13 protein-coding genes are annotated in these 13,175 nt (G+C 62.1%); 5 read left to right on the plus strand and 8 right to left on the minus strand.

Annotation, left to right across the window (positions count from 1 at the left end):
• Entirely contained in the window at positions 1-1,260 is a 1,260-nt protein-coding gene (locus tag NXC24_RS01780; RefSeq protein WP_104821729.1) for a DUF6596 domain-containing protein, read from the plus strand.
• Positions 1,261-1,463: 203 nt separating this feature from the next.
• Positions 1,464-1,904 carry a hypothetical protein gene (locus NXC24_RS01785; RefSeq protein ID WP_104821730.1) on the plus strand — a complete coding sequence of 147 codons (441 nt, stop codon included), beginning with the start codon at positions 1,464-1,466 and terminating at the stop codon, positions 1,902-1,904.
• A 108-nt stretch (positions 1,905-2,012) separates the two neighbouring features.
• Here NXC24_RS01785 and NXC24_RS01790 read toward each other — a convergent pair whose 3' ends face one another.
• Positions 2,013-2,507, minus strand: coding sequence for a TetR/AcrR family transcriptional regulator (locus NXC24_RS01790; RefSeq protein WP_245463919.1), 495 nt, complete (start codon positions 2,505-2,507; stop codon positions 2,013-2,015).
• Between the two features lie 246 nt (positions 2,508-2,753).
• On the opposite strand from NXC24_RS01790, the gene NXC24_RS01795 reads away from it, so the two are divergent.
• Positions 2,754-3,503, plus strand: a complete 750-nt coding sequence (locus NXC24_RS01795) for an SDR family oxidoreductase (protein ID WP_104821731.1) — start codon at positions 2,754-2,756, stop codon at positions 3,501-3,503.
• A 98-nt stretch (positions 3,504-3,601) separates the two neighbouring features.
• Here the strand turns inward: NXC24_RS01795 and guaA are convergent, their stop codons facing one another.
• The 3 genes from guaA to NXC24_RS01810 form a co-directional block, all read right to left on the minus strand.
• On the minus strand, positions 3,602-5,164 hold the full coding sequence (gene guaA / locus NXC24_RS01800) for a glutamine-hydrolyzing GMP synthase (protein ID WP_104821732.1): 1,563 nt from the start codon (positions 5,162-5,164) through the stop codon (positions 3,602-3,604).
• Between the two features lie 94 nt (positions 5,165-5,258).
• Entirely contained in the window at positions 5,259-5,900 is a 642-nt protein-coding gene (locus NXC24_RS01805; protein WP_104821733.1) for a 5'-methylthioadenosine/S-adenosylhomocysteine nucleosidase, read from the minus strand.
• A complete protein-coding gene (locus NXC24_RS01810; protein WP_104821734.1) occupies positions 5,897-6,343 on the minus strand; it encodes a PaaI family thioesterase in 447 nt (148 codons plus the stop codon). Before NXC24_RS01810 ends, NXC24_RS01805 begins: the two co-directional genes overlap by 4 nt.
• A 158-nt stretch (positions 6,344-6,501) precedes the next feature.
• On the opposite strand from NXC24_RS01810, the gene NXC24_RS01815 reads away from it, so the two are divergent.
• Positions 6,502-7,578: a DUF2252 family protein gene (locus tag NXC24_RS01815; RefSeq protein WP_104821735.1), complete on the plus strand. Its 1,077-nt coding sequence runs from the start codon at positions 6,502-6,504 to the stop codon at positions 7,576-7,578.
• A gap of 14 nt (positions 7,579-7,592) precedes the next feature.
• On the opposite strand, the gene NXC24_RS01820 is transcribed toward NXC24_RS01815, so the two are convergent.
• Entirely contained in the window at positions 7,593-8,396 is an 804-nt protein-coding gene (locus NXC24_RS01820; protein ID WP_104824960.1) for an alpha/beta hydrolase, read from the minus strand.
• A 331-nt stretch (positions 8,397-8,727) separates the two neighbouring features.
• Between NXC24_RS01820 and NXC24_RS01830 the strand changes: the two genes are divergently transcribed.
• Positions 8,728-9,405, plus strand: a complete 678-nt coding sequence (locus NXC24_RS01830; RefSeq protein WP_104821737.1) for a GntR family transcriptional regulator — start codon at positions 8,728-8,730, stop codon at positions 9,403-9,405.
• Positions 9,406-9,411: 6 nt separating this feature from the next.
• Here the strand turns inward: NXC24_RS01830 and NXC24_RS01835 are convergent, their stop codons facing one another.
• The 3 genes from NXC24_RS01835 to NXC24_RS01845 are packed head-to-tail and all read right to left on the minus strand — an operon-like array spanning position 9,412 to position 13,171.
• Entirely contained in the window at positions 9,412-10,497 is a 1,086-nt protein-coding gene (locus NXC24_RS01835) for a DUF1513 domain-containing protein (protein ID WP_104821738.1), read from the minus strand.
• 5 nt (positions 10,498-10,502) lie between these two features.
• Positions 10,503-11,612 carry an imelysin family protein gene (locus NXC24_RS01840; protein ID WP_104821739.1) on the minus strand — a complete coding sequence of 370 codons (1,110 nt, stop codon included), beginning with the start codon at positions 11,610-11,612 and terminating at the stop codon, positions 10,503-10,505.
• On the minus strand, positions 11,612-13,171 hold the full coding sequence (locus NXC24_RS01845; RefSeq protein WP_104821740.1) for a di-heme oxidoredictase family protein: 1,560 nt from the start codon (positions 13,169-13,171) through the stop codon (positions 11,612-11,614). The genes NXC24_RS01840 and NXC24_RS01845 overlap by 1 nt, the downstream gene beginning before the upstream one ends.
• Positions 13,172-13,175 lie beyond the last annotated feature (4 nt).

Below are 13,175 nucleotides of genomic sequence, written 5' to 3' on the forward strand. Positions count from 1 at the left end.
ATGTCGCAAGGAGATGACCGGTCCGCCATCAAAGCTGCCGAAGCGATGGCGCGTCGAAGCTATGGCAAACTGGTCGCCATCCTTGCGGCCCGCACACGCGATGTGGCCGGCGCCGAAGACGCCCTGTCGGAGGCCTTTGCGTCTGCCTTGGCCGATTGGCCGGCCAATGGCGCGCCGCTAAACCCCGAGGCTTGGCTGCTTGCCGTTGCCCGGCGCAAGATGATCGACGCCGTCAGGCGCAGACGAGTAAGCGCCGTTGCCTCCGAGCATCTGAAGCTCATGGCGGAAGAGTTGGAGGCAACGGCGAGCCTCGCACCAGACATTCCAGACGAGCGTCTGGCTTTGATGTTCGCCTGCGCGCATCCGGCAATAGAGTCTGGAGTGAGAGCGCCGTTGATCCTGCAGACGATCCTTGGGTTTGACGCCCAGACAATCGGTTCCGCCTTCCTGGTCTCGCCGGCGGCAATGGGCCAACGGCTGGCGCGGGCCAAGAACAAGATCCGTCGCGCCAGGATTCCCTTGCGTGTGCCCGACAGGGCAGACATGCGCGCACGCCTGGCGGCGGTCCTGGAAGCGGTCTATGCGGCCTATACGGAAGGCTGGAGCGACCCGGCCGGCACCGATGCGAGCCTGCGCAACCTCGCGGAGGAGGCGATTTGGCTTGGCCGGCTGATCGTCGCGCTCTTACCGAAGGAGGCTGAAGCGCTCGGCCTGCTTGCACTGATGCTCTATTCGCATGCTCGGCGTGGCGCCCGGCGCAGTCCGGCCGGCGAATTCGTGCCGCTGGCCGATCAGGATCCCGCTCTATGGGACGAAGCGTTGATCGACGAAGCTGAAGATCTGCTTATTCGCGCCAGTACGCTTGACGCCTTCGACCGCTATCAATTGGAAGCGGCAATCCAATCGGCGCATGTCGTGCGACGCCGCACAGGCGCGACCGATTGGGTGGCTATCGAGCGCCTCTACGATGGCCTTTGCGCAATTACCGGCTCGCCGGTGGCGGCAATTAATCGCGCGATCGCCGTGGCGCAGACGCGCGGGCCTGCGGCAGGGCTGGCGGCGCTGCCGATACTGGCCCCTGGCAGCCGGCTGGTCGAATATCAGCCATATTGGGCAGCGCGCGCCGAACTCCATGCGAGAACGGGGGAAATGGCAGCGGCCCGCGAAGCCTATGACCAAGCGATTGCGTTGGAAATAGATCCTGTCGTCCGCCGCTTTTTGCAAAGGCGGCAGACCGAAAGCCTAACGCCGCCGCGCTGAGCTTGGTGTTCCGCTCGGACCGGTCGAGCTCGCCTTCTTGGCTGGAAGGTGTAACCCCTCATTCTCGCGCGATTATTTTGATATGTTACTATTATGGCTTGGAACTAATGACGCGCGAGACTGTTCAGTTATAACTTTGATACGACGCTAACGTCGTGCCCGGCCGGCTGGGGTAAGCGGCGCTTTTTCAGGAGTCTCTCATCATGAAGATTTCGTCCGGATTTCGTTCAGTCGCGGTTGCCGTCATCGCCGCCGCGGGAATCAGCTTTGCCAGTGCCGCGCATGCCGACAGCGGCACGATCCGCTTCGCCGTCTACAAGGCAGCCTTCTTCGTCGGTGGCTCCGGCGGCGAGGGCACGCTGACCTTCCACGGCCGGCGCTACCCCATCACGATCGGCGGCATCTCGGGCGGCCTCGCCTTCGGTGCCTCCAAGACGTATTTCAGTGGTACCGTGCGCCACATTCGCCGCGCTCGAGATGTGTCGGGAGTGTACGGCGCAGTGGGCGGCGGCGGCGCGGTCGTCAAAGGAGCCCAGGTGATCGTCATGACCAATGACAAGGGCGCTCAGCTCGAACTCACAGGCAGGCAGGTAGGCCTGCAAATCAATGCCGATATCAGCGGTCTGAGCATCACGGTGAAGTAAGGGGCTGTTGCTCCGTTCGTCATCTCCCCGGAGAGGCCCGATTTGCTGAGTTTGGCGATCGGGCACTTCCGGAAAAGTGCATTCAGGAAGTGGCTTTCGCCACTTGTGCTATGCCGCAGTGCTGCTCGCGACGAGATAAGAGTGAAACATTATCGTTAGCTGTTTTTCGGCCTCGCTTCCCACAGCCGGGGGCATGACCCGTTTGCAGAATGCCGGGACCGTTCCGTAAATCACTGCCGTCATTGTTTGGGCGATCACGTGCGGATCGGCGAAACGGCCGTCGCTGGCGGTGGACAGCATCGCCTCGATCGCCCTTTCACTCCGCCGGGACGCCGATTCGATCAGCTCGCGCGCATCAAGCTCCGTAGCGATGAGGTAGAGGGCGGGCGCGACCTCGGTTTGCGCCATCCTTGCGTCAAGATAGGCCTTCACCACCGCCCGAGCTATTGTCTCCACCGGAGCGTACAGGTTTTCGTCGCTCGCTTTCTCCACAGCCTCGGCCAGCAACGCGAGATGCCGCTCCAGCACAGCGAAAAGCAAGGCCTGCTTATGCGGGAAATATTGGTACAGCGTTCCGACCGAAACGCCGGCACGACGCGCCACGCGTCGTGTTCAGGCGGATCGGCCCATCGCTCAGCAAAACCTGAATGGTCGCCTCGAAAATAGCGTTCACGGTGACGATGGGTCGGACCTGACGCGGTAGTTTCCGGCGGTTTAGCGGTGACGGAGCAGCGTTTTCCATATGCGAATCCAAAAACTGAATAATGCTTCATATATTACAGCCGTCGCCGATGCTCTAGCCCCGTGTGGTTGCCGGTGACGCCTTAGGAAGCGAATTAGGAGACGAATATGGGTAAATTGGACGGTAAGATCGCTGTCATCACTGGCGGTAACTCAGGAATGGGACTGGCGACGGCCAAGCTGTTCGCACGCGAAGGCGCAAAGGTGGTCATCACCGGCCGCGATCAAGCGGCGCTCGACGCTGCCGTGCAAAGCATCGGAAATGGCGCCGACGCGGTCCGCAGTGATATTTCCAGGATGTCGGACATCGAAGCGCTTCGCGAATATGTCGAGAGAAAGCATGGCCGCGTCGACATTATTTTCGCGAACGCCGGGGGCGCGCGACCGAACATGTTTGAATACACGTCCGAAGAAGAATTCGATTTCACGGTCGCTAACACGTTCAAAGGGACGTATTTTACGGTGCAGAAGCTCCTGCCGCTGATGGGTTCCGGCGGCTCGATAATCCTAAACACCTCGACCCTGAGCAGACAAGGCCGCCCCTATGTCAGCGTCTATTCGGCGGGGAAAGCAGCCATCCGCTCGCTGGCACGGTCGCTCACCGCGGAGCTGACCGACAAGGGCATACGGGTAAATGCCCTGGCGCCTGGCTACATCGATACGGACCAAGCACGTAAAGCCGGAGTGAGCGAGGAGATGATCGAACAGACGAAGACCCAGGTGCACGCCCAAATTCCAATGCACCGCAGCGGCACCGTTGATGAGATCGCCAAGGCCGTCCTGTTCCTCGCCTCCGATGACTCGGCTTACATCACAGGCAGCGAACTCTGCGTCGATGGTGGCTGGGCTCAGATCTGAGTGTCCCGGCGGCGCGGAGGGGGAGATACAGCGAGTGACTGCAAAAGTTCGGCAGCGAATATCGCTGCCGAAACTACGCTATGGCCGCAGCTTGCCCCTCATTCCCACTCGATCGTGCCGGGCGGCTTCGACGTTACGTCGTAGACCACGCGGTTGATGCCACGGACCTCGTTGATGATGCGGGTCGCGGCGCGGCCGAGGAATTCCATGTCATAATGGTAGAAATCGGCCGTCATGCCGTCGACGGAGGTGACGGCGCGGAGCGCACAGACGAATTCGTAGGTGCGGCCGTCGCCCATGACGCCGACGGTCTGGACCGGCAGCAGCACGGCGAAGGCCTGCCAGATGGCGTCGTAGAGGCCAGCCTTGCGGATTTCGTCGAGATAGATGGCGTCTGCCTCGCGCAGGATCTCCAGCTTCTCGCGGGTGATCCCGCCCGGGCAGCGAATGGCGAGGCCGGGGCCGGGGAAGGGGTGGCGGCCGATGAAGCTGTCGGGCAGGCCGAGCTCCTTGCCGAGCACGCGCACTTCGTCCTTGAAGAGTTCGCGCAGCGGCTCCACGAGCTGCATCTTCATGCGCTCCGGCAAGCCGCCGACATTGTGATGCGACTTGATGGTGACCGAGGGGCCGCCGGTGAAGGAAACGCTCTCGATGACATCCGGATAGAGCGTGCCCTGGCCGAGGAAATCGGCGCCGCCGAGCTTCTTCGCTTCCTCTTCGAAGGTCTCGATGAAGAGCCGGCCGATGATCTTGCGCTTGGTCTCGGGGTCGCTGACGCCCTCCAGCTCGCCAATGAAGCGGTCGGAGGCGTCGACATGCAGCAGATGCAGATTGTAGTGCTCGCGGAACATGGCGACGACATTGGCCGCCTCGTCTTTGCGCATCAGGCCGTGGTCGACGAGGATGCAGGTGAGCTGGTCGCCGACTGCCTCATGGATCAGCAGCGCGGCAACGGAAGAGTCGACGCCGCCGGACAGTGCGCAGATGACGCGCTTGTCGCCGACCTGATCGCGGATCGCCTGCACCGCCTTGGCACGATAGGCCGACATCGACCAATCGCCCTTGATGCCTGCGATATTGTGGATGAAGTTGCCGATCAGCTTGGCGCCGTCAGGCGTATGCACCACTTCCGGATGGAACTGCACGCCGTAATATCTGCGCTTCTCGTCGGCGATGAAGGCGTAAGGCGCGTTCGAGGAAGTGGCGACGACTTCAAAGCCCTCGGGCAGCGCGGTGACGCGGTCGCCATGACTCATCCACACTTGATGGCGCGAACCGTGCGACCACAGCCCTTCGAAGAGGGCACAATCCTTGTCGACGTCCAGGAAGGCGCGGCCGAATTCGCGATGGTGGCCGCTTTCCACCTTGCCGCCGAGCTGCATGCACATGGTCTGCTGGCCATAGCAGATGCCAAAGACCGGCAAGCCGCTGTCGAAGATGATCTGCGGCGCCCGCGGCGAGCCTTCATCCACGGTCGAGGCCGGGCTGCCGGACAGGATCACGGCCTTCGGCTGCAGCCGCTTGAAGCCGGCTTCGGCGGATTGGAAGGGGACGATCTCGCAATAGACGCCCGCTTCGCGCACGCGCCGTGCGATGAGCTGCGTCACCTGGCTGCCAAAATCGACGATGAGAACGGTGTCTGGATGTGCTGTCTGGGTCATGGCGAGCCTTTAATGAAAAGCGCTTTCCCTGGCAATCCGGCAAATCGCGCGAGGGCCGATTTTATTGTCCCGATTGTATCAGCCGCCGCGCCGTTCAGAACCAGAAAACGCCGTCTTCCAGCGCAGTGAACAGTCCGTCGACGGCGTAGGAGAGCTTGCGGTCGATGACGTGCAGATATTCGGTCCAGCCGGAAATGTGCTGGAGCTCGACTAGGCCATCGGAAATACCGCGCAGTCCGATCAGCGGCCGGTCGTAGAGCTGGCAGACACGCAGTACGGAGAAGGTCTCCATATCCACCATGTCGGCGGCGATCCGGCCATAGGCATCGGCGCCGGAGATGACATTGCCGCCGGTCGAGAGGCTTGCTTCCGGAATGGCGGGAATGCGCAACGGCAGCTCGATCGTGGCGGGCAGGTCGAGGAACGGCGTGCGGCCTTTCTCAAAGCCGAGCGGCGAGGCGTCCATGTCGCGATAGGAAACGGAGGTGACCTGATAGACCTCCGTCTGCTCCAGCTTGGAGGAGCCGGCCGAACCTAACGAAACCACCATGTCCGGCAAATCGTCCTGCGCTTCGAGCTGAGCGAACGCTTTCGTCATGGCGATCGCCGCCTCGACTGGACCGACGCCGGTCATCAGCGGGTCGATGCGGGAGCGCAGGAAGGGGCCGTATTCCGCCTCCGCCGCCATGACGAACAGGATCGACTTTCCCGATACGCGTTTCAGTTCGAATTTCATCCGGTAATTCCCTCTCGGCCTCGGATGACCATCATCGTTCCGGTCATGGAGGCAATCAGCTTGGCAGGCCCGTCGCTGATGGCATAGGCTCGCCCATCGGCGACGATAATGGTGGAGCCGGGCTTGGTAACATCGCCGCGAAACAGAAACCGCTCGCCGCGTCCCGGGGACATCAGATTGATCTTGAATTCGATTGTAAGAATTGATGCTGTAGGATCGATGACGCTGTAAGCCGCAAATCCGCAGGCCGAATCCAGCGCGGCGGCAATGATGCCGGCGTGTAGAATACCGTGCTGCTGCGTCAGCTTGACGTCGAACGGCAACTCGATCTCGACCGTGCCATGCTCGACGCGCGTCAGCTCCGCGCCGATCGTCGTCATCGCCGCCTGTCGCTCGAAACTCGTTCGAATACGCGCCCGAAAGTCGCTGCTTTCCCCAGTCATCCCATTCCCTTTCGCGGGGTGCGAAATTGGCATGGCAGGAGGATTTGGACAAGGGCACTGCGGTGGAATTCGCCTCGCGGAAATAACGCGCGATCGACATTGTTTTCCCATGATGCTGGGTATTCGATACGCATCAACAGATTCGAGATGGAACCGAGATGACGACGATCCTGCAATCGACGAGAGCCTATGAGACCTGGATGCGGACGCAATTGGGGGACGATCTGGTCGATGCCGATCTCGACAAGAAGCACAAGAAAATGAAGAGCGGCGGTTTTGTCTTTCTGCGCGCCACCTATTGGCGCTGGGCCGAGACCATCTTCGACATCTGCCCCCATCTTGCGGGCGCGCCGCAGGTGCTGGCGATCGGCGATACGCATCTGGAGAATTTCGGCACCTGGCGCGACGAGGAGGGGCGGCTGGTCTGGGGCGCCAACGATTTCGATGATGCGGCGGTAATGCCCTATGCGCTGGACCTTGTGCGTTTGGCGACGAGTGCGATCCTTGCGCGAGGCGCCACCGCGCCGCCGCCGCGCGCCATCGCCGAGGCCATTTTGGGCGGCTATCGCCGTGGGTTGAAGACGCCGTCACCGGTCATCCTGGAGCGTGATTACAAGTGGCTGCGCAATGACGTCATCCTCTCGAATGGCGAGCGCAAGGCGTTCTGGGACAAATATCGCGATCTGCCACCCTCCGCCAAACCGGTTCCTGGGCCTTACCTTGACGTGCTGCGGCGATCGCTACCAGATGAGCAGCTCCCTTTTGTCGCCAAGCCGCGCACGGCCGGCACCGGTAGCCTCGGCCGCCCGCGCTTTGTCGCCGATGTCGAATGGCGCGGCGGGCCGGTGATCCGCGAGGTCAAGGCGCTCGCCCAGTCTGCATGGTCGCTCCGACACAATCCGTCCGATACGACGATCCACACGGGCGTCATCGCCGCCGGACGCGCCCGCTCTCCCGATCCGCATTATCAGGTGGTGGGCAAGCTGCTGGTCCGTCGGCTATCGCCAAACAGCAGAAAGATCGAGGTCGAGGGCGATGCGCAGCTCCTGCTGTCGCCGGCGATGCTCGACCTGATGGGTTTCGAGATCGCCAACTGCCATGCCGATGACGCCTCCCGCATTCCAGGCATTCTAGCTGACCTCGACAGGAGGGAGGTGGACTGGCTGAGGAACTCCGCCAAGGCGGCTGCGGTCGCGATCGGCATGGAGCAGGCGGAGTTCGCGGCGAGGGGCTAAACCGGCAAAGCCGGTCAATGCCCGGCGGCTTCAAGGATCAGACGGGCGATCGTATCGGGGTGCGAGATCAGCGAGAGATGGCTGGCCTTCACCTCTATGGTCTTGGCGCCCATGCGCTTGGCCATGAAGCGTTCCAGATCCGGATTGATCGTCCTGTCTTCGGTGGAGACCGCATACCAGCTCGGCTTGCTGCGCCAGGCGGCCTGGGTGGTCTTCCCGGTCAGCAAGGCCTTTTGGAAGGGCTCCTGCACGGCATAAAGCACCTCTGCCTTGGCCTTGGGCAGGTCGCCGGCGAAATCCCGCAGGAAAGCTTCCTCTGTCAGTCGTCCTTCATCGCCGTCGAAGACAATGCCTGCCGATGCCGGAGGCGTCGGATATGTCTTGGCGAGCGCCGTATAATCTTCGCCTGCATCCGGTGCGCGGGCTGCGACATAGACCAGCGAAGAAACCTTCGGATGCACACCGGCTTCCGTCACGATCATGCCGGAGAAGGAATGGCCGACCAGGACTGTCGGGCCGTCCTGGCGATCGAGAACGCGCTGGGCGGCCGCAACCGCCTCGGGAAGCGTCGTCAGTGGGTTCTGCACCGCCGTGCACTTCAGCCCCTTGGCCTGCAGCCGCGCGATGACTTCCGTCCAGCAGGAGCCGTCTGCGAAGAGCCCATGGGCAAGGACGACGTTGCGAGCCTTTGGCGGCGCCGGGAGCGCGGAACCCGAACTCGAGGCCGCGCTGCTGGCGGCCATGGCGCGCGTCGAAACTAAGGAGGCGGCGGCGCCGGCAATGAGCGCGGTCGAGAAATTCCGTCTGGTCATCATCATCATCATCGTGATCCTTTTGGCTAGAGGATAAACGGGCACCAGAAAGCCGTCCGCGCCGCATGTCGGAGCGGTGAGCTTCTTGAAGGTTTCGTATTTCTGGGAGCGGCATTTGCCCGAACGGATCAAATGTGGCTCCGTCTTGCATTCCGGATGGGTATTCGAGGCTTCTTTATGTATGCAAGAGCGCTCTCGTTGATCATTTTTGTATTCTCAATGGTGATATCTGTCAATAATTGGATGCGTAACAGTTGCGTGATGGAGAATTTGCATGCAAAAATGAGGCGCAGAGATGTTTTTGCATACAAGCAGTATGGACGCGGGAGAATGAGAAATGGCTGATAGATCGGATGACACTGAGGATCGCGAATTGTTGTCCGATCGTATCCGCAACGCGCTGGCGGATGAGATCGCGGCGGGTAAGCTGGAAGCGGGCGCTGCGATGGACGAACAGCACCTTGCCGATCGCTTCGGCGCTTCCCGCACGCCGGTTCGCGAGGCATTAAGGCAACTGGCGGCAAACGGCCTAGTCGAAGTGCGAGCGCGGCGGGGCGTCGTCGTCGCCCGTATGACGCCCGAGCGCATTATGGACATGTTCGAGACGGCAGCCGAAATCGAAGCCATGTGCGTCAGGCTTGCCACCTATCGCATGACGCCCCTGGAGCGTAGCCACCTGATCGAACTGCACGATGCATCCGAAGCTATCGTGAAAAAGGGCGATTTCGATACCTATGATACCTTCAATCGCGCCTTCCACGAGGCGATCTATCAGGCGACCCACAATAGCTTCCTCGCCGAACAGGCAATCGCGATCCGCAATCGTCTAATGGCCTTCCGCCGCGCTCAATTGCAGCAGGAACAGCGCCTCGATCGATCCCGGGCGGAGCATGAAGCCATCATGCAGGCAATCGCAGAGGGTGACGGGGAAATGGCGTCGCGGCGCATGCGGGCGCATATGCTGAATGCGGCGACGGCGTTGCGGCGTTTCATTGAAGGCAACAAGCTAGTTTAGGCGGCGTCAGCCGCGGGTGATGCGCACGATATGCTGATCCCAGGCGACGTCGCTGTGCTCGCCCAGGAAATCGCCGCGATAGGAGGAAACGGCAAAGCCATGCCGTGCCGGTGCGATGCCAGCGGCGTCGGCGATGCTTTCCACCTTCAGCACCCTGCCTGTCTTCGCATCGAGCGTCACCGACGTGCCTTCGACCGGCGAGGCGACGCCGACGAGGTTTTCGGCGCGATTGACGGCAATGGCGCCCACATAATTTCCAAGCGCCCGGGTCGTATCGTCGGGCAGGGTTACGAAGGTCAGGTCTTCGCCCTTGGAGAAATGGCCGATGAGCGGCGGCAGGTCGTTGCGATGGCCTTCATATTGGCAGGCGAACCAGATGCGGCCTTGCACGTCGATATCGACATGGCGGGTGGAGACCCGGGCATATTGTAGCGGCAAGGCGTGCTTTTCGATCAGCCGGCCGCTGGCCGCGTCGATCAGGGTGAGCGACGGCTCCATATGATCGAGGTTGAGCTTGGTGCGGCCGAAATCCGGATGGGTCTCGATGCCGCCATTGGCAACGACTAACAGCGTCCCGTCGTCGGAAACTGTCATGTCATGCGGGCCGGTGCCGTAGGTTTCGTATTCGCCGATCCGCGCGAAGCGATTGCGGGCGTCGTAGATGCCGATCATGCCCCTGTTGTTGTCGAAGTCGTTTTCGCTGGCGTAGAGCAGCTTTCCATCAGGGGAAAACGTGCCGTGGCCATAGAAATGCCGGCCCTCGCGCGAGGTGATGACAATGGGCTCGCCCTTGTTCCAGGGATCGAAGATCATCGCATAGGTGCCGGGGCGGCGGGCGAAGGCGACGGTCTTGCCGGTTACCTTAGAAAAGGCCATGCCGTGGGCGCGGGCGGGCAGTGCCACCTGATCAAGGATCTGGCCGCGCTCGGTGACCGTCGCCACGGCGAAGGAACCGTCTGATGCGCGGATGCCGGAGGCATAGACTGCATCGGCCCGCTCCAGCGCCATCAAGGCACCGGGCTTGAGCGCCGCGAGGAAGGTCAGCCCCGCCGCCTTGACGAAAGCTCTGCGATCGATCAGGCCGCTGCGCATCGCGCTCAGTCTCCGTCTGCGAAGGAGAAGCCGGCCGAGAGCCCGATGGCGCCGCCATACTCATCGCTGAAGCTGGTGGCGAGGTCGCGGCTGACGGAGAGCAGCTTGTCGATCTTGGCGCGCTCCGCGTCGTTGCCGATGGCGGCCTCGATATCCGGATTGATTGTCGTCGCCGTCGTCGCAAGCTCGTTCAGGAGGCCGTCGATCTTGGCGGCGACGGCGGGTTTGTCTGATGGCAGCAAGCTTGCCATGTCGGCCTTTTCCCAGAGCGTCTTCAGACCCTCGATATTGCCTGATAACGAGGTCCAGGTATTGGCCGAGCGCCAGTAGATCGCCATCTTCGGCCGGGCCGCTGCCTGATCGCCCTTATAGAAGGTTTCCAACCGCTGGTCGCGGACATTGGCAGCTCCATGCACGAGGATGCCGAGCAGCGCCGTTACCGCTTCCTTGTTGTCCATGAAGTCGTTGCTGGTCTTGCCGGGAAACTTCCAGGATTTCTGCACGCCGTTCGGATCGTCCCATTCGTCGGCGATGTCCTTGGCTGTGTTTTCGATATTGCCGGCGACGGCCGCGCCATAGCGGCAGCGGAATCCTTGCTTTTCGGTGCTGAGAACGCTGGAGCCGTTGCCGTAGAGCACGTATTCCAGCGCCGTTAGGCTCATCAGTGCCACGCTCTTGCCGGCGACCGCCTCGACCGTGGTGTCGTGCTCGTCGGCCTTGGCGATCAGCGCCTGCACTTGTTTCAAGCCGACGCCCTTGCGGTCGGGATAAAAGAGGATGTGTTCGAAACGGTTCTTTTCGATGATCGGCCCGGTCTGCACGATCTCGATGCGCGACCAGCTTTTGATCGTATCGCCGAAGGCGGACTGCGCGTTGGCAAGGCTTGCGGCGGAAGGATCAGCGCAGAGCGCCTTCATCGCCGTGGTCAGCTTCGAGGCGCTGTCATGCATGGCGCGGTATCCGGGGCGGATGACATCGTCGACCGCCTTCTGCAGGACCGCCGGCACGGCTGCTTCGTTCAGCCCGGCGCCATTGGCCGTCGCGTCCTGGGCGCTTGCGGGCAGTGCCGCAAGGCTGAGGAGCAGGCTGGCCGCGAAAGGTTTCCAATGGCGCATCAAAGGGACTCCAGAAAATCGATGAGTGCTTGCCTGTCGTTCTGCGGCAGGTTTGCGAATGTATTGCGGGCCTTTTCCGCCTCTCCTCCATGCCAGAGGATGGCTTCGGTGAGCGTGCGGGCGCGGCCGTCATGCAGGTAGGCTTGCTGGCCGCTGACCGTTTGCGTCAGCCCTATACCCCAGAGAGGCGGCGTGCGCCAATCGCGTCCCGATGCCACACCGACCTGCTGGCCGTCCGAGAGCCTATCGCCCATGTCGTGCAGCAGGAAATCGGAATAGGGCCAGATGAGCTGAAAGGCCTGCGCGGCAGCCTTGCCGTCGCTTCCCTTGAGATCGTCGCGGGTGACGAATTTCGGCGTATGACAGGCAGCGCAGCCGGATTGATAGAAGATTTCCTTCCCATGCAGCACATCGGGAAAGCTCGCCTTGCGGCGCGCGGGCACGGCGAGGTTCTCGGAATAGAAGGTGACGAGATCGAGGATAGGCCCTGGTGCTTCCGTGTCGCCAAGACGCTTCTGCACGCCGGTCGGCATGGCAAGGCAGTGTGCTTCCTTGGCCGTGCAATCGCCGTGGGCGTTCGGCTGGTCGGGCGTGGAAATGCCGATATCGTTGAGGAATGCGTCGGCGACCTGATCGCGCACGGTGGCGTTCTGCGCCTTCCAGCCGAAGCGGCCGAGAGCGAGCTGGCCGGTGCGGTGGTCGCGGACCAGGGCGGCGCGGCCGCGAATGCCGTCGCCATCCTTGTCGTCGGGGTCGGCATGGGCGAGGATATCGGCATCTGGAATGGCTTCGATCAGGCCAAGGCCGATCATCGGCGGCGCGACACGCGCCGAGACCGTCGTCGTCTGGCCGAGAGGACCGTAGGCCAGCGCGGTCACGGCATAATGGGGCTTGCGCAGCGAAATAGCTTCGCCACCTGCCAGCGTCACCGGCTCTTCCGCATAGGTGACAGCCACCTTGCCTTCGGCCGCGAGACCGGGAACGGCAAGGTCCTGCAACTGAGCGCCATAGGTCGAATCCGGAAAATTGAGCGCCTTGGAATCCTTGACGACCTGTTCTTCTTCCGGCGTGATCGCCGGCCGCGCCAGCCGCAGCACCATCGACGTGGCGGGGGCTCCCGCCGTCTCCGGCGGATGGCCACGACCGTCCCTGATATGACAGCTCTGGCAGGAACGGGCGTTGAACAATGGCCCCAGCCCATCAGTCGCCTGCGTCGAAGAGGGCGAGGAGACCCAGAGCTGGCGAAACAACGCGTTGCCGAGATGGAAATTCTCTTCGCGCTCCAGGCCCAGATTGGCGGAAGGCTGGGAAAAGATATTGCGGCTGACGGGGGCAATCGACGTCGTCGCGCCACTCTCCATCGCCTCATAGGGCTCGGCCTTGGAAAAATCCGCCGTCGGGCGGGTAACGTCCTGAACCCGTTTCAGCGTATCGGCCGACAGATCGGTGCGGACGCTTGGGAAATTCAGCGCATCGGCTGCCGCCAACGTCACTGCAAAAACCACAAAGCCCGCTGCGAGGGCGGGCAAGAATGCGCGGCTGACCGGAATGCGGATCATCTGG

The organism is Rhizobium sp. NXC24 (assembly GCF_002944315.1).
Taxonomy (GTDB): Bacteria; Pseudomonadota; Alphaproteobacteria; order Rhizobiales; family Rhizobiaceae; genus Rhizobium.